This window comes from Streptomyces sp. NPDC001515 (assembly GCF_053597115.1).
Genome location: NZ_JBSFHN010000036.1, coordinates 1 through 25,377 on the forward strand (window position 1 = coordinate 1; position 25,377 = coordinate 25,377).

The 25,377-nt window shown below is 73.2% G+C and carries 19 protein-coding genes; 12 read left to right on the plus strand and 7 right to left on the minus strand.

Annotated elements, in window-relative coordinates:
- Both ACWCXC_RS30190 and ACWCXC_RS30195 read left to right on the plus strand, forming a co-directional pair.
- On the plus strand, positions 1-2,267 hold a 2,267-nt coding region (locus tag ACWCXC_RS30190; RefSeq protein ID WP_450891098.1), incomplete at its 5' end, for a type I polyketide synthase.
- A gap of 43 nt (positions 2,268-2,310) precedes the next feature.
- Positions 2,311-3,906, plus strand: coding sequence for an AMP-binding protein (locus tag ACWCXC_RS30195; RefSeq protein ID WP_450891099.1), 1,596 nt, complete (start codon positions 2,311-2,313; stop codon positions 3,904-3,906).
- On the opposite strand, the gene ACWCXC_RS30200 is transcribed toward ACWCXC_RS30195, so the two are convergent.
- From ACWCXC_RS30200 to ACWCXC_RS30220, 5 genes are all read right to left on the minus strand, one after another.
- Positions 3,845-5,446 (minus strand): S1 RNA-binding domain-containing protein, encoded by a 1,602-nt coding sequence (locus tag ACWCXC_RS30200; protein WP_450891100.1) that lies wholly within the window; start codon positions 5,444-5,446, stop codon positions 3,845-3,847. The genes ACWCXC_RS30195 and ACWCXC_RS30200 overlap by 62 nt on opposite strands.
- A 54-nt stretch (positions 5,447-5,500) precedes the next feature.
- Positions 5,501-5,752: a hypothetical protein gene (locus tag ACWCXC_RS30205; protein ID WP_450891101.1), complete on the minus strand. Its 252-nt coding sequence runs from the start codon at positions 5,750-5,752 to the stop codon at positions 5,501-5,503.
- Between the two features lie 75 nt (positions 5,753-5,827).
- Positions 5,828-6,283: a VOC family protein gene (locus tag ACWCXC_RS30210; protein ID WP_450685778.1), complete on the minus strand. Its 456-nt coding sequence runs from the start codon at positions 6,281-6,283 to the stop codon at positions 5,828-5,830.
- A gap of 235 nt (positions 6,284-6,518) precedes the next feature.
- Positions 6,519-7,094: a PIN domain-containing protein gene (locus tag ACWCXC_RS30215; RefSeq protein WP_450685912.1), complete on the minus strand. Its 576-nt coding sequence runs from the start codon at positions 7,092-7,094 to the stop codon at positions 6,519-6,521.
- A gap of 60 nt (positions 7,095-7,154) precedes the next feature.
- Complete coding sequence (locus ACWCXC_RS30220) at positions 7,155-7,604, minus strand: helix-turn-helix domain-containing protein (RefSeq protein WP_450685913.1); 450 nt, start codon at positions 7,602-7,604, stop codon at positions 7,155-7,157.
- A 281-nt stretch (positions 7,605-7,885) separates the two neighbouring features.
- On the opposite strand from ACWCXC_RS30220, the gene ACWCXC_RS30225 reads away from it, so the two are divergent.
- The 3 genes from ACWCXC_RS30225 to ACWCXC_RS30235 all read left to right on the plus strand — a co-directional run bounded on the left by ACWCXC_RS30225 (position 7,886) and on the right by ACWCXC_RS30235 (position 12,452).
- On the plus strand, positions 7,886-9,559 hold the full coding sequence (locus ACWCXC_RS30225; RefSeq protein WP_450891102.1) for an MFS transporter: 1,674 nt from the start codon (positions 7,886-7,888) through the stop codon (positions 9,557-9,559).
- A 263-nt stretch (positions 9,560-9,822) separates the two neighbouring features.
- A complete protein-coding gene (locus ACWCXC_RS30230; RefSeq protein ID WP_450685915.1) occupies positions 9,823-11,205 on the plus strand; it encodes a KamA family radical SAM protein in 1,383 nt (460 codons plus the stop codon).
- Complete coding sequence (locus ACWCXC_RS30235) at positions 11,202-12,452, plus strand: pyridoxal phosphate-dependent aminotransferase (RefSeq protein WP_450685916.1); 1,251 nt, start codon at positions 11,202-11,204, stop codon at positions 12,450-12,452. Before ACWCXC_RS30230 ends, ACWCXC_RS30235 begins: the two co-directional genes overlap by 4 nt.
- 83 nt (positions 12,453-12,535) lie before the next feature.
- On the opposite strand, the gene ACWCXC_RS30240 is transcribed toward ACWCXC_RS30235, so the two are convergent.
- On the minus strand, positions 12,536-12,805 hold the full coding sequence (locus ACWCXC_RS30240) for a phosphopantetheine-binding protein (RefSeq protein WP_450891103.1): 270 nt from the start codon (positions 12,803-12,805) through the stop codon (positions 12,536-12,538).
- 124 nt (positions 12,806-12,929) lie between these two features.
- Between ACWCXC_RS30240 and ACWCXC_RS30245 the strand changes: the two genes are divergently transcribed.
- Positions 12,930-14,528 carry an AMP-binding protein gene (locus ACWCXC_RS30245; RefSeq protein ID WP_450891136.1) on the plus strand — a complete coding sequence of 533 codons (1,599 nt, stop codon included), beginning with the start codon at positions 12,930-12,932 and terminating at the stop codon, positions 14,526-14,528.
- Positions 14,529-14,655: 127 nt separating this feature from the next.
- A complete protein-coding gene (locus tag ACWCXC_RS30250; RefSeq protein WP_450891104.1) occupies positions 14,656-16,251 on the plus strand; it encodes an outer membrane protein assembly factor BamB family protein in 1,596 nt (531 codons plus the stop codon).
- Positions 16,252-16,318: 67 nt separating this feature from the next.
- Here ACWCXC_RS30250 and ACWCXC_RS30255 read toward each other — a convergent pair whose 3' ends face one another.
- Complete coding sequence (locus ACWCXC_RS30255) at positions 16,319-17,284, minus strand: ACP S-malonyltransferase (protein ID WP_450681719.1); 966 nt, start codon at positions 17,282-17,284, stop codon at positions 16,319-16,321.
- Between the two features lie 154 nt (positions 17,285-17,438).
- Between ACWCXC_RS30255 and ACWCXC_RS30260 the strand changes: the two genes are divergently transcribed.
- Genes ACWCXC_RS30260 through ACWCXC_RS30280 form a run of 5 tightly spaced genes read left to right on the plus strand, consistent with a single transcriptional unit; the run spans position 17,439 to position 25,377 of the window.
- Positions 17,439-19,262 (plus strand): fatty acyl-AMP ligase, encoded by a 1,824-nt coding sequence (locus ACWCXC_RS30260; protein ID WP_450891105.1) that lies wholly within the window; start codon positions 17,439-17,441, stop codon positions 19,260-19,262.
- On the plus strand, positions 19,259-21,079 hold the full coding sequence (locus tag ACWCXC_RS30265; protein WP_450681721.1) for an acyl-CoA dehydrogenase: 1,821 nt from the start codon (positions 19,259-19,261) through the stop codon (positions 21,077-21,079). The genes ACWCXC_RS30260 and ACWCXC_RS30265 overlap by 4 nt, the downstream gene beginning before the upstream one ends.
- A gap of 16 nt (positions 21,080-21,095) precedes the next feature.
- The gene (locus ACWCXC_RS30270; protein ID WP_450681722.1) at positions 21,096-21,416 is read left to right on the plus strand and encodes an acyl carrier protein; all 321 of its coding nucleotides are present in this window, start codon (positions 21,096-21,098) and stop codon (positions 21,414-21,416) included.
- Positions 21,416-24,367, plus strand: coding sequence for a type I polyketide synthase (locus tag ACWCXC_RS30275; RefSeq protein ID WP_450891106.1), 2,952 nt, complete (start codon positions 21,416-21,418; stop codon positions 24,365-24,367). Before ACWCXC_RS30270 ends, ACWCXC_RS30275 begins: the two co-directional genes overlap by 1 nt.
- Positions 24,364-25,377 carry a 3-oxoacyl-ACP synthase III family protein gene (locus ACWCXC_RS30280; protein ID WP_450681724.1) on the plus strand — a complete coding sequence of 338 codons (1,014 nt, stop codon included), beginning with the start codon at positions 24,364-24,366 and terminating at the stop codon, positions 25,375-25,377. The genes ACWCXC_RS30275 and ACWCXC_RS30280 overlap by 4 nt, the downstream gene beginning before the upstream one ends.

Below are 25,377 nucleotides of genomic sequence, written 5' to 3' on the forward strand. Positions count from 1 at the left end.
GGGTGGTGGTGGCCCCCCGGCCGCCGGGGGGGGGGCGCGCCGGCGACCCGGTCGACGTCCGGCAGGCCCCGGTGTGGGGGCTGGTGCGGGCCGCGCAGGCGGAGAACCCGGGCCGGTTCGTCCTCCTCGACCTGGAGGACGACGCCCCGTCGCCCCGTACGCTCGCCACGGCGCTCGCCTCCGGCGAACCCGAACTGGCCGTGCGCGGCACGAAGGTGCTCGCCCCCCGGCTCGCCCGGTCCTCGGCGGCCGGCGGCGCGTCCCCGTGGGACCCCGAGGGGACCGTCCTGATCACCGGCGGCACCGGAGGGCTCGGGGCGATCGTCGCCCGGCACCTGGTGACCGGGCACGGCGTACGGCATCTGCTGCTCGCCGGACGGCGCGGACCGGAGGCCCCCGGTGCGGCCGGGCTCCGCGACGAACTGACCGCGCTCGGCGCCCGGGTGGAGATCGCCGCCTGCGACGTCTCCGACCGGGCGGCCGTGGCCGCGCTCATCGCCTCCGTCGGCCCCGCGCACCCGCTGCGCGGGATCGTCCACGCGGCGGGCGTCGCCCACAACGGACTGGTCGGGGCGCTCACCCCCGAACAGATGGACCACGTGCTGAAGGCCAAGGCGGACGCGGCCTGGTATCTGCACCAGCTGACCGCCCACCTCGATCTGACCGTCTTCGCGCTGTTCTCCTCGGCGGGCGGCCAGGTCATGGCGGCCGGCCAGGGCAACTACGCGGCGGCCAACGTCTTCCTCGACGCGCTCGCCGCCCACCGCCGCTCCCGGGGCCTCCCCGCCACCGCGATGGCCTTCGGCCTCTGGGCCACCGAGACCGGGCTCAGCCAGTGGCTCGGCGAGGCCGATCTCCAGCGGATGCGTCGCACCGGAACGCCCGCGCTGACCGAGGAGGAGGGCCTGTGGCTCTTCGACGCCTCGGTCGCCGCCGACGCCGCCGCGCTCGTCCCGCTCCGCGTCGACCCGGCCGCGCTGCGCGCCCGCACCGACGAGGTGCCCGCGCTGCTCCGGGGCCTGGCCCCCGCCGGGCGCCGCCGGGCCGGTGCGGCGGCGGCGACCCGGGAGGCCGGAGGGCTCGCCCAGAAGGTGCGCGGACTCGACGACGCGGCCCGCGACCGGGCGGTGCTCGACGCGGTGCTGCACCACGCCGCCGAGGTCCTGGGGCACGCGGACGCCACGGCGGTCGACGCCGAAGCGGGCTTCCTGGAGGCCGGGTTCGACTCGCTGACCGCCGTCGAACTCCGCAACCGCCTGGGCGCGGCCTCCGGTCTTGCCCTGCCCGCCATGGTCGTCTTCGACAGCCGCGACCCGCTCGAACTGGCCCGGCTGGTCTCGGCCCGCCTGGCCTCGGACGCCTCCCCGGCCGAGACGGCCGCCGCCCCGGAGCCGGCGGCGACCCCGCTGGACGACACCCTGTACGGGCTGTTCCTGTCCGCGATCACCGCGGGCGACATCCAGCCGGGACTGGCGATGCTCCGCTCGGTGGCCGCGCTGCGGCCCTCCTTCGCCACGGCGGCCGACCTCGACGCCCTGCCCGAGCCGGTGTCCTACGGGGCGCGCACCAAGCCCGGTGCGGACGGTTCCGGGCCCCGGCTGATCTGCCTCAGCACCCCGACGGTGGCCGGCGGCGTCCACCAGCACGCCCGCCTCGCGGCCCGGCTGTCCGTCCCGGTCTCCGGCCTCCCGACCCCCGGATTCGCCCGGGGCGAGGCCCTGCCCGAGTCCTTCGACGCGGCCGTCGACGTCCTCGCCGAGGCCGTCCTGCGCACGGCGGACGGCGAACCGTTCGTCCTGCTCGGCTTCTCCTCCGGCGGGCTCCTCGCCCACGCCACCGTGTCCCGCCTGGAGCGGGTGCACGGGGTGCGCCCCGCCGGGCTCGTCCTCCTGGACACGTATTCCATGGGCGCGGCCAACGACGCGATCTTCGACCAGATGGCCTCGGCCGTCGAGGACAAGGGGTCCACCCTCGGCGCGTTCAGCAGCGCCGAACTCTCCGCGATGGGCCGCTACGTCGAACTGCTCCCGCAGTTCACGCAGGCCGACATCGAGGCGCCCGTCCTCTTCGTCCGGGCCGGGGACCTCTTCGAGGCCGGCGAGCGCGCCGGGGTCGGCGAGGGCGCGTGGCAGGCCGACTGGAAGGGCGCCGACACCGTCGCGACCGTCCCCGGCACGCATTTCACCATCGTCGAACAGCACGTCGACACGACGGCCCCGGTGGTCGACGGCTGGCTGAAGGACCTGAAGGAGCGGATCTCCTCGTGACCACGCGGAACAACGCACTTGTACGAGCGCAGGAGGAAGACCGATGAGCCTGAGTACGCGGCACCCGGCGGCGGTGGACGCCCCGGCCGAGCGCATCCACGAGTTCATGCTGGCCGCGGCCCGCACCGCACCCGACTCCCCGGCCGCCTGGGAGGCCGCCGAGGACGGCACGCACCGGGTGCTCAGCTACCGGCAGTTGGAGCGCAGGGCGCACGCCTACGCGGTGACGCTGGACGCGCTCGGCCTGGACATCGGGGACCGTGTCGTCCTGGAGTCCGACAACTCGGCCGCCGCCGTGGCCGCGCTGCTGGCCTGCTCGATGCTCGGGCTCACGTTCGTCCCGGTGAGCCCGGACGTCCCGGACGCCCGGCTGCGGACCATCGTCGACACGGCGGAACCGGCCCTGCACCTCCAGACGGTCAAGGGCACCCGCGACGGCCTCCCGGAATCCGTCGGCACGGCCCGCTTCGGCCCGGACGGCGTGACCGTGGAGCGAGCGCCCGCCCCGCGCACCCGGCACCGCCGCGAGCCGGTCACCACCGACGCCGCGTACATGATCTTCACCTCCGGGACCACGGGCCGTCCCAAGGGCGTCGTGATGAGCCACCGGGGCGTCCTGTCCTTCTACCGGGGCATGCTGAGGCACCGCATCGTCACCCCGCAGGACCGTCTCGCGACGACCTCGCCCCTCCAGTTCGACTTCGCCCTGCTCGACATCGGCCTCGCGCTGGGCTCGGGCGCCCAGCTCATCCCCGTACCGCGTGAACTCATGCACTGGCCGCGCCGGTTCCTCCGCTTCCTCGCGGACACGGGCGCCACCCAGGTCGACGGCGTCCCGTCCATCTGGCGCCCCGTCCTGCGCCACGAGGCCGCCGGCCTGGCTGCCCTCGCCGGCCAGGTCCGCGGCGTCCTCTTCTCCGGCGAGGCGTTCCCCCTCCCCGAACTCCGCCAGCTGCAACAGCTCCTCGGCCAGGTCCGGGTGGTCAACTGCTTCGGCCCCACCGAGGCCATGGCCTTCTCCCTCACCGACGTCCCCAACCCCCTGCCCGAGACCGTCGACAAGCTCTCCATCGGCTTCGCCTACCCCGGCGCCGAAATGCTCCTCATCGACGACGACGGCCGCCCCGTCGAACGGCCCGGCGAGATCGGCGAGATCCACCTCCGCGGCCCGTCCCTCTTCACCGGCTACTGGGACGACCCCGAGGCCACCCGCGCCGTCCTCGTCCCCGACCCCCTCGACCCCCGCACCGGCCAGCGCGTCTACAAGTCCAGCGACCTCGCCTACCGGGGCGAGAGCGGCGAGCTGTACTTCGTCGGCCGCTCCGACCTCCAGGTCAAGATGCGCGGCAACCGCGTCGAACTCGGCGAGATCGAACGCCGCCTCCTCGAATTCCCCGACACCGAGGCCGCCGCCGTCGTCGTCCGCCCCCGCCCCGGCCAGGACCCCGAGCTCTACGCCTACGTCGTCCCCGGCCGCGCCTTCACCGCCGAACCCGTGGCCCTCAGCGCCTTCTGCCGGCAGACGCTCCCCGACTACATGATCCCCCGCAAGGTCGCCCTCGTCCCCTCCCTCCCCCTCACCCCCAACGGCAAGACGGACCGCCGGGCCCTGGCGGCACGGGCGGCGGAGGAGGGGTGAGGGAAGGGGGCCGGGCCGTGGGCCCAGCCCCCTTCCCGTGGGCGAGTGCCTGCACCGCCTGCTTGTGCGACAGCGCGATCAGGCGCCGTTCGGGGTCCACGAGAAGGATGACGACGGTGAGCCACTGGCCGACCCGGACGACGTCCTCGGGCTTCTCCACCGGTGTGTCGGCCAGTTCGCTGAGGTGGACGAGCCCTTCGAAGCCGTCCTCGCGGTCCTCGACGCGGACGAACGCGCCGAACGGGACGAGCCTGGTGACGCGGCCGGTGACGACGCGGCCGACCTGGTGCACGAGGTTCTGCATCGGATCCGGCTGGAGGGCCTTGAGGGACAGGTGCACGCGCTCGTCGATCATGTCGACGCCGAGGATCTCCGCCGTGACGGTCTGGCCTACGGTGACGACGTCGGTGACGGCGGCGACGTGCCGCCAGGAGAGCTCGGGGACGTTGATCATCGCGCAGAAGCCGCCGATGTCCACGAACGTGACGCCGAAGGGGGGTATCTCGGTCACCGTCCCGGTGACGATCTGACCGGGGCGCAGGGTCTTGAGCAGGGCCCAGTGGCGATCGCTCAGGGTCGGTTCGGTGCGCCAGCGGGCCCGCAGGACGCCGTCGCCGTCGGGCAGGACGGCGGTGAGGAGGGGCCGGCGTTCGTCCGCGTCCATGGAGAGCACCGCCGCGGCGCGGGCCCCCGCGGCCTGCGCTCTGAGCTCCGCGAACCGGGTCTCATCGGCCACGGTGCTCGTGATCCGGCCCTCCGGATCCTCCAGGACAAGCTCGATCAGCCCCTCTTCGGGAAGGCCAGCGAGCACACCGGGGACATCGTCCGACGGCCCCGGCCAGACCGCCAGCCGCGCCCGGGGAGCAAGCCCGCCCCGGACCTCGTCGAGCCCGCCCGCGCGGAGCCGGTGCCAGCGCGTGGCGTTGCCGACGTACGCCTCCTCCAGCATCCCGGCCTGCCCCGTCGCCACGCACCAGCCCACGCGCGCCCAGAAGTCGTCGTCCGCGGGCCGCTGTTCACCCGGTTCCGTGTCGTGAGCGATGTCGTACGGGGAGGCGTCGATGCGTTCCGGGAACAGCCCGAAGGAGCGGGTACGGGCCACCGCCTCCTCGCAGGGCTCGCCGCTCCCCACGTACACGTACTGGTCCCACCCCACATGAACCGCGAACCGCCCCTCCACTTCGAGCCGGCACCACGCCCCGCCGTCCCGCAGCATCACCCGCACCAGCTCCAGACCGACCCCGAGCGGGACGACCGCCCCGTCGTGAAAGCCCGCGAGACCGGCGGGGAGGAGCCCCTTCAGTCCGTGCCCCTCCACGGCGGGCTCCGCCCCGAACTCGGCCACCCCCGGCCCGATCTGCGGCTCCCGGATCTCCAGCCGGTCGACACCCGCCTCCTCCGCGAACGCCGCCACCGCGCGCAGGTACGCCGCCTCGACGGGCCCGTGGTCGCTGACCGCTTCGACGGTGCCGGTGTACGCGCCGGTCGCGTCGCGGTCGGCGGGGTCGTACTGGGTGATTCGGTGGACGTGGGGAAGCACGTCACCTTCCGTTCGAGACGAAGGGGGCAGGGGGCGGTCGGGCCGGGCTCGCGCTCACACCTTCTCGACGTGGACGCGGTGGCCCGCGAGAAGCTGGTTCATGTCATCCGTCTCCGGGGTGAAGACCGTGGTCTCGGCCCCTGGAGCCGCCTCCCGGCCGGCCACGGCCGCCAGGACGGCGTCGATGGCGTACTTGTGCCCGTGGAGGCCTGCCGTTCTCAGCATGTCGCGGGCCATGGTGATGATCTGGTCATCCGTGTGCACGACGCGGATCCGGGACAGCGTCCAGTTCGGTGATCGGGGCATTCCTCGACGCCGCGCTGGGACCACAACAGGGGCGGTTCACCGTCGAACCGGCCCATGGCCTCGGCTCACCCTCCCTCACACCACGTCGAACTCGTTCCCCTCCGGATCCCGCATCGCCGCCGCGAAGAAGCCCATCTCCGGCTCCTCCCGGAACTCGATGACCGTCGCACCGGCCTCGACGAGCCGGGCGGCCATGGCTCTGACGCGCTCGGTGCGGACATCGAGCGGGACGTCGCGACCGCCGCCGACCTTCAGGTCCAGATGCGAACGGTTCTTGACGGTCTTGACCTCGGGGACCTGCTGGAACCAGATCCGGGGCCCGTGGCCGGATGGATCGACGATGGACTCCGGAAGGTCCCCGGTGCCGGGCGGCAGCTCTTCCTCGGGCACGCCCATGTCCTGCCAGTACGCGCGCCAGGTGGTGTGGCCGGCGGGCGGGGGCTCGGGGACGTAGTTCAGGGCCTCGGCCCAAAAGGCCACCATTCGCTGCGGATTGGCACAATCGATGGTCAGCTGCACGGTCATCTCCATCCGGGCAGCCTCCCAGAGGGGTCTGACAGTCGGCCGTCCACCGCCGCCGCCCTCGGGCGACGGGCCAAGCGCAGTTCCGCCCAAACCAGCTTGCCGGGGCCGATGCCTAGGCTGATCTACGACTCCTTCCGCTCTACGACTCCTTCCGCTCCCTCGCGCTGAGTCCCGAGGCCGGCCTGGATGCGATCGCCAAGGCACATCGGCAGCGGGGACGCGCGTGATACTCAAGACGGCGTCACGTCGTGCGGCGCCCCGGGTCGCGCGTCAGCAGATCCGCGAAGCGGGGCAGGCCGGCCTTCGCGAGGCGGGCGACGGCTTCGGCGCGTGTCAAGGGTGGATTGCGTTTCTCCCGGGCGAGCCTGAACACGGTGTCGGTCACTTCATGGGGTAACTCGTCGTACAACGCGCACAGATAGGAATCCGGGTCGATCACCCGCAATCCGTGCTCGGCCAGTTCATCGGCAGGGAAGTCGGAGAGATTCCAGGTGATCAGCGCGTGCGCGCCGGCGGCCACCGCAGCTGCCGCATGGTGCCGATCGTCGGGGTCGTCGCCCGGCATCTCGTCGACGAGGTGTTCATAGAGCGCCGCCGGGATCTCGCAGTCGGCGAAGAAGCGTCGAACGGTCCGGGCGACCGCGGCGGCGGACTCCGGAGAACGTCCACCCTCCCGAACGATCACCCGCTCCCATTCGGCGAGCAGTCTCTCGGACCACACGATGTCGTGGACGGAGTCCTCGGTGAGGGCCAGCACCAGGTCCATCACCGAGAACGGAAACAGGACGTTCGTATCCACGAAGACCCGCGTTGCCACGCTCCCCCTCTTCCTTCCGTTCCGCTGCCGGTGGCATGGGCACCACCGGTGACACGCGCATCAATCGGACGGGCCGGTGTCCGCCAGAGCTTCGGCGATCTGGCGTCGGCCCTCCCTGCGGCGCTCGCGGCGTTGCTGGAACGCGAGTATGTCCGCGAGGCGGACCACGCGGTGGCTGCTGCCGGGGAGGTTGGTCGACGGGATGTCGCCGGCGTCGAGCAGACGGGCGACGAAGGGGCGGGACAGCCCCAGGAGCTCGGCCGCCTCGGCGGGGGACAGCTGCACCTCGGACGCCAGGACCGTCACCGCGTGCCCACGGGCCAGCTCGCCGGCCGAGGCCAGAAGGAGATGGACCAACTCCTTCGGCAGGGACAGTTCGGCACCGTTCGAAGTCCGCATCAGCAGCTCGACGGAGTCCGGCGCCATCCGGGCGGTCGCGGCGAGGGCCTGCTGGTGGGAGGGGTCCGGTTCGACCCTCTCGGCGTGGGCGAGAACGCTGGAGCGAGCCATGGCCGCCTCCGGTGACTGGGTCCTGCGCGGACTACATCTGAAATAACTGTAACCTGGGGGTCTGGTGTCGGCAACCCGGGAAGGGTGCGTCCGGCCTCTGTCAAGGGCGCTGGCTTTGGCCCGATAGCGCCCCGGGCCCGCCGCAACCCCTGCCCACCCCCGGCCCACCCCTAGGCCCCGGCGCGTTGGTACCCCTGATTCCGGGCGGGGAGGGCCGCTACGCGCGGGTACGTCCGTTCACTGGTGAGTACGTTCCCTCCCCCCAGCATTGGACCGTCCTCATGACCAGCTCCCCGAGCGAGAACAACACGAACGGACCGGAGACCGGAGCGGGCCGCAAGGAGTGGATCGCCCTGGGCGTTCTGCTGCTGCCCGTGCTGCTCGTCTCCATGGACCTGACCGTCCTGTACTTCGCGATTCCCTCGATCAGCGAGGACCTGCGGCCGAGCAGCGGGCAGCAGCTGTGGATGATCGACATCTACGGGTTCGTCCTGGCGGGGGTCCTGCTCACGATGGGTGCGCTCGGCGACCGGATCGGGCGCCGGCGGCTGCTGCTGATCGGGGCCGTGGTGTTCGGGGCGGGTTCGCTGCTCGCGGCGTACGCGAACAGCCCGGAGATGGTGATCAGCGCACGGGCGTTCCAGGGCATCGGCGGGGCGACGCTGATGCCGTCCACGCTGGCGCTGATCCGGAACCTGTTCCCGGACCAGACGCAGCGGCGTACCGCGCTGGCCGTCTGGTCGACCGGGATGGCGGCGGGCGCGGCGCTGGGGCCGGTGGTCAGCGGGGCGCTGCTGGCGTGGTTCTGGTGGGGCTCGGTGTTCGTCATCAACGTGCCCGTGATGCTGCTCCTGCTGGTGGCGGGGCCGTTCCTGCTGCCGGAGTTCAAGGACCGGGCGGCCGGACGGTTCGACCTGATCAGCGCGGTGCTGTCGCTGGCCGTGGTGCTGCCGGTGATCTACGGGTTCAAGAAGATCGCGGTGGACGGGTTCTCGGTGACGTACGTTGTCGCCATCGTGGTCGGGCTCGCGATCATCCCGGTGTTCCTGCGCCGCCAGCGCACCAGCAGCGATCCGATGGTCGACGTCTCGCTGTTCCGCAACCGGGCCTTCGGCGCCTCGGTCACCGTCAACATGCTGGCGTGCTTCACCCTGGTCGGGTACTCGCTCTTCTCCACCCAGTACATGCAGTCCGTCCTCGGCATGAGCGCGCTGAAGTCCGCCCTGTGGACGATCCCGGGCACCGTCGCCGTCGGCGCGGTCGTGCCCGTCGCCACCGTGCTGGTGCGGACCGTGAAGCCCGCCGTCATCATCGCGAGCGGCTTCGGGCTCGCCACCGTCGCCCTGCTGATGCTCACCCAGGTGCCCGACGAGGACGGCCTCGTCCTCATCCTCATCGGCATCATCGCGCTCGCCGTCGGGCTCACCCCGGTCCTCACGCTCGTCACCGAACTCGTCGTCGGACAGGTGCCGCCGGAGCGCGCCGGCACCGCGTCCGCCCTGCTCCAGACCTGCCAGGAGCTGGGCGGCGCCCTCGGCGTCGCCGTCCTCGGCAGCATCGGCGCCTCCGCCTACCGCAACAGCTCCGCGCTCGACCACCCCGCCGGGGTGCCGGCCTCCGCGTTGGACCAGGCCCGCGAGACCATCGGCGGCGCGCTCGCCGCGGCCGCCCAGCTGCCCGGTGAGACGGGCGGGACCCTCGTCGCCGCCGCGCGCTCCGCGTTCACCACCGAGGTGCACGCCGCGTCCGTGGCCGGGGCCGTCGTGATGGCCGGGGCGGCCGTCGTGGCCGTCGTCGGACTGCGCTCCGTCCAGCACGACAACGCGGGCGCCACCGCCGGGGCCGACGCCGCCGGGGCCGATGCCGATGCCGGCGCCGGGGAGCCGGTGGCCGAGCGGGCGGTACGGGCGTCCGCCTCCTCCGGAGCCCAGGAGCCCGGCGCCGGACTGGCGTAGCACCCCGCCCGTCACGGGGCCCACCCCTCACGGGCCCACCCCTCACGGGGCCGAGAACAGCCGTCCAGGGACGCATCCCCCGTCGTCCCCGGGCGGCTTCCCCATGCCCGAACTCAGCAAGAACGAAAAGGAGTTGACCGGTGCGACCTAAGGGTCCGGCTGGGGTCGGTTCTGGGGTCCGGTGGCCGATTCGCGTCCCTAGCATCGCTGTGTGTTCGAGCGCTCGCTCGAACGGCCGGGCACCAGGCTGGAGGAATATCCGCATGTCCCTGCTGGCAACCGATTCTGCCGAGGCGGCACGGTTCCGCGCCTACGGACCACGGCAGCTCGACGAGATCGCCGACCGCCACGGCCTGCCCGCCGACCTCCGCGAGACCGTCCGACTGGTGTCGATGGTGCTGCCGTTCCGCGTCAACGCGTACGTGCTGCAGGAGCTGATCGACTGGGACCGGATACCCGACGACCCCATGTTCCAGCTGGTGTTCCCGCAGAAGGGGATGCTGACCGAACAGAACGAGCGGGATCTCGCCCGGCTCTCCGCCGACCCGTCCGCCAAGGTCGCCCTGCGCGCCCTCGTCCAGCAGATCCGCGGCCGGCTCAACCCGCACCCCTCCGGGCAGAAGGCGCTCAACGTCCCCAGCCGCGACGGCGTCGAGATCCCCGGACTCCAGCACAAGTACCGCGAGACGGTCCTCTACTTCCCGAGCCAGGGCCAGACCTGCCACGCGTACTGCACCTACTGCTTCCGCTGGGCCCAGTTCGTCGGCGACAGCGAACTGCGGTTCGCCGCCCCGGACCCGCGCGGGCTGATCTCCTATCTGGAGGCCCACCCGGACGCCGGCGACGTGCTCGTGACCGGTGGCGACCCCATGGTGATGACCACCGAGCGGCTGCGCGGCCATCTGGAGCCGCTGCTGTCGCTGGAGAGCGTGCGGACCATCCGGATCGGCACGAAGTCCGTGGCGTACTGGCCGCAGCGCTACGTCACCGACCCCGACGCCGACGACGCCCTGCGGCTGTTCGAGAAGGTCGTCGCCTCGGGGCGCAACCTCGCCGTCATGGCCCACTTCAGCCACCCCCGCGAACTGGAGACCGACCTCGCGCGCCGCGCGATCGCCCGCATCCGGTCCACCGGGGCGCTCGTCTACTGCCAGGCGCCGCTGATCGCCAAGGTCAACGACGACGCCCGGGTGTGGGCCCGGATGTGGCGGGCCGAACTCGCCGCCGGGGCCGTGCCGTACTACATGTTCGTGGAGCGCGACACCGGCCCGCACGACTACTTCCGGGTGCCGCTCGCCCGCGCCGCGGAGATCTTCCGCGACGCCTACGCGACCCTGCCGGGCCTCGCCCGTACGGTGCGCGGGCCGGTCATGTCCGCGACGCCGGGCAAGGTCGCCGTGGACGGGGTCGTGGAGCGGGCCGAGGGGCTGTTCCTCCAGTTGCGGATGTTGCAGGCCCGCGATCCCTCGCTGGTCGGCCGTCCCTTCCTCGCGCACTACGACGCCGACGCCGCCTGGCTCGACGAACTGCGCTTCGACCACTCGGTGCCCGAGGACATCGCCCGCGCGGTCGTCGGCCCCGCCCGGTCCGGCGAACCCGAACTCTTCGGCAGCCGGGCCGTCGCCCCGGCGGGGAGGCCGTCATGAGCGGCAACGGCATGTCCCCGAACCTGGCGCTCAACCAGCTCGTCGCCGAGCGGCAGGCCGCCGGTGAGCCCCTGGTCCACCTCGGCTTCGGCGAATCGCGGCTGCCCGCCTTCGCCCCGCTCGTGGAGCGGCTGGCGGCCGGGGCGCGGCGCAACGCCTACGGTCCGGTGGCCGGCTCGCCCCGGGTACGGGCCGCCGTCGCCGGGTACTTCGACCGCCGCGGGCTGCCCACCGCCCCGGACCGGATCGTCGTCGCCCCGGGCAGCAAGCCGCTGCTGATGGCGATCGGGCTCACCGTTCCCGGCGATGTGCTGCTGCCCCGCCCGGCGTGGAACACCTACGCCCCGCAGGCCCGGCTGGCCGGCAAGCGGCCGATCGCGGTGCCGATTCCCGAGGAGTGCGGCGGGGTGCCGGACCCGGCCGTGCTGCGCGCGCACATCCGGGCCGCCCGCCGGCTCGGCCACGACCCGCGCCTCATGATCCTGACCCTGCCCGACAACCCCACCGGCACGCTCGCCCCGCCCTCGATGATCCGCACCCTGTGCGCGATCGCCGAGGAGGAGGACCTCGTCATCGTCTCGGACGAGATCTACCGGGACGTCGTGCACGACCCGGACGCCGACTACCTCAGCCCCGCCGAGGTGGCGCCCGAGCGCACCGTCGTCTGCACCGGGCTCAGCAAGAGCCTGGCGCTCGGCGGCTGGCGCATCGGCGCGGCCCGCTTCCCGGACGGCCCGTGGGGCGCCTCGGTGCGCGACGGGGTGGTCTCGGTGGCCAGCGAGGTCTGGTCGACGCTCGCCGGGCCGATGCAGGAGGTCGCCGCGTACGCCTTCGGCGAGCCCGAGGAGATCCGCGAACGGCTGCGCCACAGTGCCCGGCTGCACGGGGCCGTCGCCCGCGAGGTCCACCGGATCGCCGTCGGGGCCGGGGCCCGCTGCCGCCCGCCGACCGGCGCGTTCTACGTCTACCCCGACTTCGAGCCGGTCCGCGGGGAGCTGGGCAAGCACGGGGTGACCGACTCCGCCTCGCTGGCCCGGCGGATGCTCGACCACGGGATCGTGGTCCTGGCCGGGCACCTCCTCGGCGACGAGCCCGGCGCGCTGCGCTTCAAGTGCGCCACGAGCATGCTCTACGGCGAGACCGCCGAGCAGCAGGAGCAGGCACTGGCCGCCGCCGACCCGGTCTCCCTGCCCCATGTCCGCGCGGTGCTCGACCGGGTGGAGGCGGGATTCCGGCAGCTCTTATGACGGCCGTCCCGCGCGACGCGTACATGAGAGCGGCCCGACCGGGAAAGTGAATTCCCTGTCGGGCCGGGCGGGGGCGCTTTTTCTCAGGCGGCGGCTTCCGTCTTGGTGATCAGGGTATTCCAGAGGATGTCCGGGTTGGCGAAATTCTCCAGCTTCAGGGCGTCGTCCAGGAAACGCACGGAATAGGCGCTCTCCAGCGCCGCGAGCAGCTCGATCGTGCCCATCGAGTCCAGCCCGAGGTCCTTGAGCTGGGAATCGTCGGACAGTTTCTCGCCCGGCGAGAGATAGGGCAGGAACGGACGGATGACGGCCTCGAAGGCTTCGTCCCAGGTGTGATTCGCGAGTTCTGGCATAAGGGAATGATGAAGGCGTCCGTCGACGGCTGTCAATGTGTCACGGAAAGGTCCCGGGAATGTCCGGGAAGGTCGGCCGAATATTCCGATCACGTGCCGGGGAATGAGGAGCGGAATGAATTCAATGGCGTCGGGGGCGCTGCATGCGCGCTTCCTGCGGGGGCTGGAGAAGTCCCCGGACGGCGTGGCGGTCCGGGTGGGCGAGGACACCGTCGACTACACCACGGCCCATGAGACGGCCCTGGCCTGGGCGGGGGCGCTCCTCGCGGCCCCGGGCGGGCCGCCGGGCGCGATCGGCATCCTGACCGGGCGCGGCACCACCGCGTACCTCGCGATCCTGGCGAGCCTGTACGCCGGCCTGCCGGCCGTGCCGATGCCGGCCGACTTCCCGCCCGGGAAGATCGTCTCGATGCTGGACGCGGCCCGGGTCTCCGCCCTGGTCGTGGACGAGGAGGGCGCGGCGCTGCTGGCCGGCGGTCTCGGTGCGGAGCTGGGCGAGCTGCCGGTGCTGGCACCTCATCTGGACGCGGCGGGGGCGCGAGAGCTCGCCGGTGCCTCGGGACTGCCGGTGCTGGCGGCCGGTGCGGACACCGCGCTCGCGGAGCCCCGGTCCGTGAGGCCCGAGGACGTGGCGTACATCCTGTTCACCTCGGGGTCCACCGGACGGCCCAAGGGGGTGCGGCTCACCCACGGGAACACGGCGCACTACTTCGCGCTGATGGACGCCTGGTACGACTTCACCGCCGACGACGTCTTCTCGCAGGCCGCCGGGCTCAACTGGGACTCGGCCGTCTCGGACCTGTGGTGCGCCTGGGCGGCGGGTGCCCCGCTGGTGTCGGTGCCCCCGCACGCCTACCGCGACCTGCCCGGTTTCGTGGAGGCCCACGGCATCACGGTGTGGTTCTCGGCGCCCAGCGTGATCTCGCTGTCCCGGCGCACCGGCCGGCTGGTGCCCGGATCGATGCCGTCGCTGCGGTGGACGTACTTCGGCGGCGAGGCCCTCCAGTTCGACGACACCGACGCCTGGCAGAAGGCCGCCCCGCACTCGGCGGTGATCAACGTCTACGGCCCGACCGAGATGACGATCACGACCCACCGCCACCGCTGGTCCCCCGAGGAGTCGACGCGGCTCGGCGTCAACGGGGTCGTGCCGCTCGGGCTGCTCCACGACGGCCACGGCGAACTGCTCCTGGACGAGCGGGGCGCGGAGACGGAGTCCGAGGGCGAGCTGTGGCTCTCCGGCCCGCAGCTGTCCGCCGGGTATCTCGACCCGGAGGACGGGCGCGGCAAGTACCTGGAGCGGGACGGGGCGCGGTGGTACCGCACCGGGGACCGGGTGCGCCGGCTGGCCGGGGGCGAGCTGGTCTACCTCGGGCGGATGGACTCGCAGGTGCAGGTGCAGGGCTACCGCGTCGAGCTGGCCGAGGTCGAGCACGCGATGCGCGGGGCCTGCCCGGTGAGCGGGGCGGTCGTGGTGGGCGTACCGGTGGCGAACAGCACCGAGCTGGTGGCGTTCTACCTCGGTGCGGAGCACCCGCCCCGGGAGTTCCACCGGGAGCTGGCCGCCGTCCTGCCGCCGCAGCTCATCCCGCGTCACTACCACCGGCTGGACGAGTTCCCCCTCAACACCAACAAGAAGACCGACCGGCTGGCGCTCACCGCGCTGGCCGCCGAACGGCACGGCGCCCCGACTCCGGTCCCCGTACCGGCGCACGCCGCTTGAGACCGGCGCGGGCCGCTTGAGAGGCCCGCGCCGTCCCAGACCCGCTCCGGTGGGCCGCCGCCCCTCGGAGCCCTCGCACGTATCTCCGGAACCACCGTCACCACCGTCCTCAGGGAGACAGTCAGTCATGTTCACCAGACTCCGGTCGTCGCACCGAACGGCCCGCAGGTTCACCCTGTTCGCCGCCGTGGCGATGGCGACCACCCTCGGTGCCGCCCCGTCCCAGGCGTGCGTGCCGCAGGCCGAGTGGTCGACCGGCGGCCACGACCTGGCCAACAGCCGTTCCGCCTCGGCCGAACACACGATCACCACGGCCAACGCGAGCCGGCTCAAGGCCAAGTGGACGTACGCCACGCACGGCGACGTGTCGGCCACGCCGGCGGTCGTGGACGGCGCGGTGTACTTCCCCGACTGGGGCGGCTATCTGCACAAGATCAACGCCAAGACGGGCCAGGAGATCTGGTCGCACAAGGTCTCCGAGTACACCGGCGACCCGGACTCCGTCTCCCGGTCCAGCCCGACCGTCGTCAACGGCAAGATCTACATCGCCGACTGGACCAAGGCCCTGCTGATGTCGGTGGACGCCCGGACCGGGAAGCTGGTCTGGAAGAGCGAGATCGACACGCAGTACAAGGCCGTGCTGACCCAGTCGCCGGTCGTGCACAACGGAGTCGTCTACCAGGGCGTCTCCTCCCGCGAGTCCGAGGGCGCGTACGACCCGTCGTACCCCTGCTGCACCTTCCGCGGCAGTGTGAACGCCATCTCCGCGGCCACCGGCAAGGTGCTGTGGCGCCAGTTCACCACCCCGGACAACGGCGGGAAGCCGGGTGGCTACAGCGGGGTCGCCGTCTGGGGCACCCCGGCCCTGGACCCGTCGACGAACACGGTGTACTTCACCACCGGCAACAACTACACCGTCCCGCAGTCCGTCTCCGACTGCCAGACGGCCGGCGGCACCCCGCCGACCTGCTACGCCGAGGACAACTACGTCGACACCGTGATGGCCCTGGACATGACCACGGGCAGGATCAAGTGGCACACCGGCGCCAAGCGGTTCGACGCCTGGAACACCGGCTGCCTGCCGGGCCTGCCGCCGAACAACTGCCCGCCGAACCCGGGCTACGACTACGACTTCGGCGACGGCGCCCACCTGTTCACCATCAAGGGCGCGGACGGCCGCGCCCGCAAGGTCATCGGCGCGGGCGAGAAGAGCGGCGAGTACTGGCTGATGGACGCCACCACCGGTGAGGTCGTCTGGAGCGCGGCGGCCGGTCCCGGCGGGCACGTCGGCGGCATCGAGTGGGGCACCGCCAACGACGACAAGCGGATCTACATCGCCGAGGCCAACTTCAACCGGCTGGACTACCAGATGGCCGACGGCTCGACCACGAACCGCAGCTCGTTCGCCGCGCTCGACCCGCGGACCGGCAAGATCCTGTGGCAGGTCGAGGACCGCACCGACGGCTTCGCCTGGGGCGCCCTGACCGCCGCGAACGGTGTCGTCTTCGGCGGCTCCACCAGCGGTCACATGTACGCGTTCGACGGCGCGACCGGGCAGTACCTGTGGGAGTTCGCCGCGCCCTACTCCTCCAACGCCGGCCCGGCCGTCGTCGACGGCACCGTCTACTGGGGCAACGGCTACGCCCGGTTCGCGGCCGGTGGCGGCACCACGGGCAGCAGCACCGAGGGCACGTTCTACGCCTTCACCGTGGACGGCAAGTAACCGACGCACGGGAGGGGCCGGTGCCTTCGGGCGCCGGCCCCTCCCGTCGTGCGCGGGGCGGTGCCGCTCAGGCGGCCACCGGCATCCGGCGCCGCTGCGGCCGCATCGCCGACCGGGGCGTCACCGGCAGCACCTGGAAGCTCCGCGTGGTGCGGCCGACCCGGGTGAACAGCCCGTCCGCGCCCGACACGCACAGCCGCTCGACCCCGGCCTCCTTCAGCGCATCCACCACCGACGGCCAGCGCACGGTGCGCACGAAACCGTCGAGCAGCATGTCCCGGACGCCCTCGCCCGTGGTGACCGTCCGGCCGTCCTGGTCCGCGATCACCGGCAGCCGGGGGTCCGACCAGGTCAGCGGGGCGAAGATCTCCTCCGCGACCCGGTCGCGCAGCCCGCCGAAGAGCGCCGAGTGCATCGGCGGCTTCATCGTGTACATCGCCATCCCGCCCAGCGCCCGGATCCGGCGCTGGAGCCACTCCAGAACCGATTCGTGGACGGTGAGCATGGTGAAGTCCTCGTCCACGACGCAGGAGACGTCGCTCCACTCGCCGCGCTCCTCCAGCTCCCCGCGCAGCAGCTCCACGCCCTCCCGGCCGACCCGGGCGATCGACTGGGTGACCAGGGCCGGGTGCTCCCGGGTGAAGTAGTCCTCCATCGTCTCCGCGAGCCGGGCGGTCATCGTCACCGCGTCCTCGAAGCCGAGGACGCCGGAGTGGACGGCGGCGGCGCGCGCGCCGAAGCTCGGACCCGTCACACAGACCGGGTCGATCCCCATGCGCTCGGTCGCCCAGCGGCCCAGGGCCAGGCAGTTGACCACGAACGAGATCTGCCCGTAGAGGGAGTAGTCGCCCTCGGTGCGCTGGTATCGGTCGGCCAGCCGGTAGCCGAGGGTGTCGTCGGCCCGCGCGAACAGCTCGCGCGCGTACGGGTTGACCAGCATGAACCGGCCGACCTCGGAGAAGGCCGTCGGCTGCATGCCGGGGAAGACGATGGCCGTCTTCGGCGCTCCGGCGCCGTGGGTGTGAGTGTCCATGCGCCGAGCCTCGCGCGCGCCAGGGGCCCGGGAGCACCCCTGCCACCCCCTGAGTCGGGGGCGCGCGCGGCGGCGCAAGCGAGCCTTAAGCGCGGTTGCGGAGGATCGGCGGGAACGAGGGCCGCACCATCCACGGGCCCGCAGACGCGAGGGGATGCCGCGGATGTCAGAGTCACGCTTCGCCACCTTCACCGAACTGCTCCGCGACCGCACGGCCGAACTCGCCGACGAGGACGTGCACGTCTTCCTCCGTGACACGGCGGCCGGACCGGTGGCCGAGCACCTCACGTACGGGGAGCTCGACCGCGAGGCGAGACGCATAGCCGCCTGCCTCCAGGACTACGGCGTGGCCGAGCAGCCGGTGCTGCTCGCCTACTCCTCGACCGTGGAGTTCCTGAAGGCGTTCGCCGGCTGCCTGTACGCGGGCGCCGTCGCGGTACCCGTCCCGCTGCCGGGCGAGGCCGGCCGCGACAAGCGGCTCAACCGCACCACCGCCGTCCTCAAGGACACCGGGGCCGCGGTCGTCCTCACCGAGACCTCCGCCGCCCCCGAAGTGGCGCTCTGGCTGGCCCGCAACACCCGCTCGGCCGCGGAGTGCCTGGTCACCGACGTGGCCGAGATCGGCGACCCGGAGGCATGGCGGCCCGTCGCCGCCCGCGCGGACGACCTGGTCTTCCTCCAGTACACCTCCGGCTCGGTCTCCGAACCGCGCGGCGTCACCGTCTCGCACCGCAATCTGCTGGCCAACCAGGCGAGCCTGCGCACCCTGCTGCGCACCACCCGCGAGGACGTCTTCGGCAGCTGGCTGCCCTACTTCCACGACATGGGCCTGGTCGCGCATCTGCTGCACCCGGTCTACCTCGGCAGCCACAGCGTGCAGGTCACCCCGCTCTCCTTCGTGCGGCGCCCGCTGCGCTGGCTCCAGGCCATCGACCAGTACGGCGTCACCGTCGGCGGCGGCCCGAACTTCTGCTACGACCTGTGCGTCCAGCGGGTCAAGGACGAGCAGATCGCCGCGCTCGACCTGTCCCGCTGGCGCCTCGCCCTCAACGGGGCCGAACCGGTCCGCGCCGAGAGCCTGGACGCCTTCGCGCAGCGGTTCGCGCCCGCCGGTTTCCGCCGCGAGGCGCTGCGCCCCTGCTACGGGCTGGCCGAGGCCACGCTCGTCGTCTCCGGCGGAGAGCCCGGCACCCCGTACACCAGCAAGGAGTTCGACCGCACCGCGCTGGAGCGGGACCAGGCGGTCGGCACCCAGGCGCCCGAGGCGCGTCGGCAGACGCTCGTCGGCAGCGGCGCCCCCGTGGACATGGAAGTGCGCATCGTCGACCCGCTGACCCACCACGAGCTGCCGCCGGGCGCCGTGGGCGAGATCTGGATCCGCGGCTACAGCGTGGCGCGCGGCTACTGGCGGCGGCCCACCGAGACCGTGCGGACCTTCCGGGCCAGCCTCAACGACGAGGAGAGCAACTTCCTGCGCACCGGCGACCTCGGCGTCCTGGAGGACGGCGAGCTGTTCGTCACCGGGCGCCTCAAGGAAGTCATCATCATCAACGGCCGCAACGTCTACCCGCAGGACGTGGAGTGGGCCGCGCGGACCGTCAGCCCCGCGCTGACCTTCGGCGCCGGGGCGGCGTTCTCCGTGGACGCGGGCCGCGAGCACCTGGTCCTGGTCCAGGAGGTGCGCGGGGTCGGCGCGACCGAACTGCGGGCCGTGGCCCAGAAGATCCAGGCCCTGATCGGCCGCGAATTCGAGATCCCGGCCGGGAACGTGCTGCTGGTCCGCCCCGGCACGGTGCGCCGCACCAGCAGCGGCAAGGTCCAGCGCACCCTGATGCGGACCCTGTTCCTCGACGGGGTGATCCGCGGCGAGTACGAGGTGCTGAGCCCGGACGTGTGGGCGCTGGCGCGGGCCGAGGACGTGCTGTTCGGAGGGGACCTGCTGCGGCCGGAGGGAGCCGACGGAGGAAGGCGGTGGTGACGTCCCCGACCACCGGGCTCCCGCAGGCCGCCGGGCTGCCCCAGGCCACCGGCGTCCAGACGGCCACCGGGCTGCCCCCGGCGTCCGGCGGGGCCGCGCCCTGGCGCGAGAGCGCCGTACGGGCCCGGGTCGCCGCGCTGGAGGACCTGCTCGGGGACCCGTCGGACCCGGCCAACCCGGCCGGATACGGCGCGCTCCTGGAGGCGGACCGGGCCGAGGTGCCGTTCGCCCGGGGAGAGGCGCTGCTCGACGACTTCGGGATCGTCGACGAGTACGTGCCGCGGTCGCTGGGCGGTCGGCTCGACGCGATGGACACCCTCGTCCGGGTGCTGCGGCCGGTGATGCGCCGTGACGTGGGCCTGGCCATCGGGCACGGCATGACGACGTTCATGGCCGCGTCCGACGTCTGGACGGTGGGCAGCGACCGGCAGCGGGAGTGGCTGGCCGGGCTGCTGCGCGCCGGCGGCCGGGCGGCGATCGCCCAGCACGAGACCGCGCACAGCAACGACTTCGTCCGCAGCCAGGTGACCGCGCGCCGGGGCTCCGGCGGCGGCTATGTCATCAGCGGCGGCAAGCCGATGATCAACAACCTGGAGCGGGCCGGGGCGCTCGTCCTGTTCTGCCGGACCGACCCCGCGCCCGGCAGCCGCAGCCACTCCGTGCTGCTCCTGGGCCCCGACCAGCTGTCCGACGCCCGTGCGGCCGTCACCGGCCGCCGGATGCCCGTGGGGCTGCGCGGCTGCCGGTTCGGGGCCGTGGAGTTCGACGACTGCCCGGTCCCCGAGTCCGCGCTGCTGGGCCCCGAGGGCAGCGGCATCGAGACCGCGCTGCGCTCCTTCCAGATCAGCCGGACCGTGTTCGCCGCGACCGCCGTGGCCGCCCTGGACACCAGTCTGCGCACCGCCGTGCGCATCGGCCGGGAGCAGACCGGCGGCTGGCACGGCCGGGCCACCGACGGCAGCCGGACCGGCGCGGCCGTCACCAACGCGTTCGTCAGCCTGCTGCTGTACGACGCCCTCGCCGTGGTCGCCTCGCGCGCCCTGCATCTGCTGCCCGCCGAGACCAGCGTCAGCTCGGCGGCCCTCAAGTACCTGATGCCGCGCATCCTCACCGAGTCCATGTACGACCTGTCGATCGTGCTGGGCTCGGACTTCTACACCCGCGAAGGCACCCTGGGCATCTTCCAGAAGCACGTCAGGGACCTGCCGCTGCTCACCCTGGGCCACGCCGGCACCGTCGCCTGCCAGGCCACCGTCATCCCGCAGATGCCCCGGCTCGCCCGCCGCTCCTGGTTCGTCGAGGAGGAGGCGCCGGCCGGGCTCTTCCGGCTGGACGGGGACCTGCCGCCGCTGCGCAGCGACCGCCTCGCCCTGGCCTGCGGCCGGGACTCGCTGAGCGCCTCGCTGCTCGCCGTCGCCGCCCGCATCGAGGGGCACGGCCCGGTGGAGCGCGCCCTGCGCACCCTGGCGGGGCTGCTCGTCGAGGAGTTCCGGGACGTACGGGGCCGGGTGCTCGGTCTTGAGGCGGCGAGCGGGAGCAGTGCGCAGCCGGCCCGGTTCGCCCTGATGGACCGGTACACGCTGCTGCTGGCCGCCGCCGCCGTGCTCGGCGTCTGGGACCAGGCGCGGTACGGCAGCGATCCGTTCCTGGCCGATCCGTGCTGGGCCGCCGCCGCGCTGCACCGCATCTGCGGGCGGCTCGGCACCCGCGTCCCCGATCTGCCCCCGGAGTGCGAGACGCGCATCCGGCACGAGGTCCAGCTCCGCTTCTCCACCCGGACCAGCTACGACCTCTACTCGACCCCGATCCCGGGCTGACCGAAGGAGTCCCGCCATGACCATCCCCACCGGCCGGTCCACCACGCCTGCCGACACCGCGAAGGCCGACGGCGTGTACGAGTGGCTGTCGGACCGCCTCTCGCTGTATCTGCGGCGGGCGCCCGAGTCGATCGACCCGACCGTTCCGCTCGCCGAGTACGGCATGGACTCGGTGGCCGCGCTCAGCCTCTGCGGCGATCTGGAGGAGGAGTTCGGCCTGGAGGTGGAGCCGACCCTGCTGTGGGACTTCCCGACCGTTTCGGCGCTGGTGCGCCATCTGACGGCCGTGCTGCCGGACGCCCCGGCGGACGCGGCGACCGCGCGGGACCCGCGCTGATGGGGGACATCGCCGTCGTCGGCATCGACTGCGCGTTCCCCGGGGCGGCGGGCGTGCGGGCGTACTGGGACCTGCTGATGGGCGGCCGGGCCGGCACCGGCCCGGTGCCCGGACAGCGCTGGGAGGCGCGGGACTTCCCCTCGGTCGGTGGCAGCGGCGGTTTCCTGGAGGACGCCGATGTCTTCGACAGCGACTTCTTCTCCATCACCCCGCGCGAGGCCGCCGCCATGGACCCGCACCAGCGGCTGCTGCTGCCGTGCGCCTGGCGGGCCCTGGAGGACGCCGGGCGGGCGCCGGGCGGGCTCGCGGGCAGCGGGACCGGGGTCTTCGTCGGGGTGATGGGCGGCGAGTGGGGCCGGCTGACCATGAGCGATCTGGCGCAGGTCACCCCGCTGCTCGGGTCGGGCAGCAGCGCCGGGATGGCCGCCAACCGCATCTCGTACCACTTCGACTTCACCGGTCCGAGCCTCGCCGTCGACACGGCGTGCTCCTCCTCGCTGGTCGCGGTGCACCTGGCCGCGAACTCCCTGCTGTCCGGGGAGTGCGACACCGCGCTGGCCGGGGGCGTGAACGTGGTGCTCTCGCCGTCGCTCGGGCTGGTCTACGGGCAGTTGGGGCTGGCCGCCGCCGACGGGCGGTGCAAGCCGTTCAGCGCGGAGGCGGACGGGATCGGCCGCAGCGACGGCGTGGGTCTCGTGGTGCTGCGCCGGCTGGACGACGCGCTCGCCGATGGCGACCGGGTCTACGCGGTGCTGCGCGGCAGCGCCGTCAACCAGGACGGCCGCAGCAACGGCATGATCGCCCCCAACCGCTGGTCCCAGGAGCGCGTGCTGAACGCCGCCTACCGGCGGGCCGGCGTCGATCCGGCGCGGGTCGCGTTCGTGGAGGCGCACGGGACCGGGACCGTGCTCGGCGACGCCATCGAGTGCGCGGCCCTCGGCTCGGTGCACGGGGTTCCGCGCGAGCAGCCCTGTGCGATCGGCTCGGTCAAGGGCAATCTGGGCCACACGGAGGGGGCGGCCGGGATCGCCGGGTTCATCAAGACCGCGCTGGCCCTGCACCACCGGATCGTTCCCGCCAGCCTCTTCGCGGAGCGGGAGAACTCCCGACTGCGGCTGGCCGAGCGCGGGCTGCGGCTGCTCAAGTCCCCCTCGCGGCTGCCGCGCGGCGAGACCGTCGCCGGGGTCAGCAGCTTCGGCATGGGCGGGACGAACGCCCACGCCGTCCTCGCCAGCGCACCGCGCGCCCCGCGCCCCGTTCCGGCCCGGTCACGCGCGGACGCCGGGGCGGCCGGGGTGTTCACCGTCACCGCTGACACCCCCGAGGCGCTGTGCCGCAACCTCGCCGCCCAGGCCGACGCCGTCGCGGCCCGTGCCCGGGGCGGGGCGGCGGCGCTGTGCCGGACCAGCAACCGGGTCAAGACCGGGCTCCCGCACCGTTTCGCGCTGACCGTGTGCGACACCGACGAACTCGTGGCCGGGCTGCGCCGGGCCGTGGAGCGGCGGACGCCCGCGCCGGGCGTGCTGGACGCGGCCGGGGACCGCCCGTGGGGGCGGCCCGTGGTGGCGTTCCTGTTCACCGGGCAGGGCAGTGAGTATCCGGAGATGGCGGCGGGGCTGTACCGCGCCTCGCCCGCCTTCCGCCGGCGGCTCGACGAGGCCGACGCGGCGGTGGCCGCGCATCTGGGCGCCTCGGTGCGTGACGTGCTGCTGGGCGAGGCGGAGTGGTCGGACCGGCCCGAGCTGGTCCAGCCCGCCCTGTTCGCCGTGGAGTGCGCGCTCGCCGCCGCCCTGACCGCGCTGGGCGTCGTCCCGGCGGCCGTGCTCGGCCACAGCCTGGGCGAGTACGCCGCCGCCGTCACGGCCGGGGTGCTGGACCTGGACGAGGGTGCGCGGCTGGTGGTCCGGCGGGCCCGGCTCACGGCCGCGCTGCCCCCGGGCGGCACCATGATCTCCGCGACCGCCGGGGCCGAGGTGCTGGCCCCGGCCCTGGCCGCCGAACCGGAGGTGGTGGCCGCCGCGCTCAACGGCCCGGCCGACACCGTCCTTTCGGGGCCGGGCGGGGCGCTGGCCCGGGTCGCCGGGGAGCTGGCCGCGCTCGGCATCCGGACGAAGGAGCTGTCCGCCCCGTACGCCTTCCACACCCCGGCGATGGCGCCGGTCGCCGCCGGGCTGCGGGAGGAAGCGGTGCGCTGCGCGCCCGCCGCGCTGCCGCTGGCCTCGACCCGTTACGGCCGGATGCTCCACGAGGAGCCGATGGACGCCGCCTACTGGGCCGGGCAGACCGAGGAGCCGGTGCTCTTCGACGCCGCGCTCGGCGCGCTGATGGGCGCGGTCGCCCCGACCCATCTGATCGAGATCGGTCCGCAGCCGCAGCTCAGCCGGATCGCCGCGCGCGCCGGCCGGCTGCGCGGCGCGGAGCTGCTGCACCCGGTTCCGGGCCCGGAGGCCACCGGCCGCGAGCTGGCGGAGACGGTCGCCGCTCTGTACCGCTGCGGACTCGATCCGGTCTGGGAGGAGCTGTACGGGCCCGGCACCGGCACCGATGAACCGCTGGCCCCCTATGTGTTCTCCTCCGCGCACCGGTACTGGGACCGGCCCCCTTCGGCGGTCGCCCCCGAGCCGGTCCGGGCCCCCTCGGCCCCGAGCGCGCCGGAGGCGGCACCGGCCCCCGTTGTTTCACGTGAAACGGGCGAGGACGCCGTTCTGGACGCCGTGGTCGAGGCCGTCACCGAGGTCGGCGGCTATCCGGTGGAGCGCGTGGTGCGCGAGGCGCGCTTCCATGAGGACCTGGGCTTCGACTCGGTGATGATCATGCAGTTGAAGAATCGGGTGGAGGCGCGGCTGCCGAGGGTCGGAGAGGTCTCCGTCCAGCAACTGCTGCCCGCGCTGCGCTCGGTGGGCTCGCTCGCGGAGTTCCTGGACGGCGTGATCATGGCGAGGTCGGCATGACGGCCGTCCATGTCGCCGCGACCGGCACCGCCCTGCCCGGCGAGCCGGTGGACAACACCGTGCTCGGCGCGATGCTGGGCGTCAGCCGGGAGTGGATCGACCTCTTCGTCGGCACCCGCACCCGCTACTTCGGCTGGGACCCGGTCACCGGAGAGGTGCGCGGCTCGCTCGCGGACCTGTGCGCCGAGGCCGCCGCCCAGGCCGTGCGGTCCTCGGGGCTGGGCCTCGCGGACATCGAGTTCCTGGTGCTCGCGACCGCCACGCCCGACACGCTGCTGCCGACCACGGCGACCGAGGTGGCGGACCGGCTGGGCCTGGACCATCTGCCCGTCTACCAGATCCAGGCCGGCTGCTCCGGCGCCGTCCAGGCCCTCGACCTGGGCCGCAGTCTGATCGCGGGCGGGCTCCACGCCGGGCTCGTCATCGGCGGCGACGTCACCCACCGCTTCCTGTCACCGCACCGGGACACCGCGAAGATCCCCACCGGGGAGCTGGTCAACTACGTCCTGTTCGGAGACGGGGCGGGCGCCGCCGTCCTCACCGCCGAACCCGAGGGCGAGCGGGTCGCCGTCCGCTCGGTCCTCAACTCCTGGACGGGGCGCGGCCGCAAGCCCGGCCAGCTCCTCGACTGGTACGGCACCACCGACCGCACCTCGGACCGGCCGATGCTCGCGGAGGACTACAAGGCGATCGAGGAGCATGTGCCGCCGATCGCCTCGGAGATCCTGTGGGAGCTGCTGAGCGGCCTCGGCTGGGAGCTGGACGACCTCGCCTTCCTGCTGCCGCCCCAGCTCTCCGAGCGGATGACCGCGCGCATCGTGGACCGGCTGCCGGAGAGCGCCGCCCGGCAGATCCACTGCGTCGCGGACACCGGCAACACGGGCAACGCGCTGCCGTTCCTCCAGCTCGACCGGCTGCTGCCCGAACTGAAGGAGGGCGACCGGGCGGTGGCCCTCTGTGTGGAGTCCAGCCGGTGGATCCGGGCCGGCTTCGCCCTGGAGAAGGGATGA

Excerpts from the sequence above, each read along its gene's own strand:
- ACWCXC_RS30230 (WP_450685915.1), top strand. The coding sequence starts at position 9,823 with ATGTCCCTGCTGGCAACCGATTCTGCCGAGGCGGCACGGTTCCGCGCC.
- ACWCXC_RS30235 (WP_450685916.1), top strand. The coding sequence starts at position 11,202 with ATGAGCGGCAACGGCATGTCCCCGAACCTGGCGCTCAACCAGCTCGTC.
- ACWCXC_RS30220 (WP_450685913.1), bottom strand. The coding sequence starts at position 7,604 with ATGGCTCGCTCCAGCGTTCTCGCCCACGCCGAGAGGGTCGAACCGGAC.
- ACWCXC_RS30210 (WP_450685778.1), bottom strand. The coding sequence starts at position 6,283 with ATGGAGATGACCGTGCAGCTGACCATCGATTGTGCCAATCCGCAGCGA.
- ACWCXC_RS30245 (WP_450891136.1), top strand. The coding sequence starts at position 12,930 with ATGGCGTCGGGGGCGCTGCATGCGCGCTTCCTGCGGGGGCTGGAGAAG.
- ACWCXC_RS30240 (WP_450891103.1), bottom strand. The coding sequence starts at position 12,805 with ATGCCAGAACTCGCGAATCACACCTGGGACGAAGCCTTCGAGGCCGTC.
- ACWCXC_RS30275 (WP_450891106.1), top strand. The coding sequence starts at position 21,416 with ATGGGGGACATCGCCGTCGTCGGCATCGACTGCGCGTTCCCCGGGGCG.
- ACWCXC_RS30205 (WP_450891101.1), bottom strand. The coding sequence starts at position 5,752 with ATGCCCCGATCACCGAACTGGACGCTGTCCCGGATCCGCGTCGTGCAC.
- ACWCXC_RS30195 (WP_450891099.1), top strand. The coding sequence starts at position 2,311 with ATGAGCCTGAGTACGCGGCACCCGGCGGCGGTGGACGCCCCGGCCGAG.
- ACWCXC_RS30280 (WP_450681724.1), top strand. The coding sequence starts at position 24,364 with ATGACGGCCGTCCATGTCGCCGCGACCGGCACCGCCCTGCCCGGCGAG.
- ACWCXC_RS30250 (WP_450891104.1), top strand. The coding sequence starts at position 14,656 with ATGTTCACCAGACTCCGGTCGTCGCACCGAACGGCCCGCAGGTTCACC.
- ACWCXC_RS30255 (WP_450681719.1), bottom strand. The coding sequence starts at position 17,284 with ATGGACACTCACACCCACGGCGCCGGAGCGCCGAAGACGGCCATCGTC.
- ACWCXC_RS30225 (WP_450891102.1), top strand. The coding sequence starts at position 7,886 with ATGACCAGCTCCCCGAGCGAGAACAACACGAACGGACCGGAGACCGGA.
- ACWCXC_RS30270 (WP_450681722.1), top strand. The coding sequence starts at position 21,096 with ATGACCATCCCCACCGGCCGGTCCACCACGCCTGCCGACACCGCGAAG.
- ACWCXC_RS30260 (WP_450891105.1), top strand. The coding sequence starts at position 17,439 with ATGCCGCGGATGTCAGAGTCACGCTTCGCCACCTTCACCGAACTGCTC.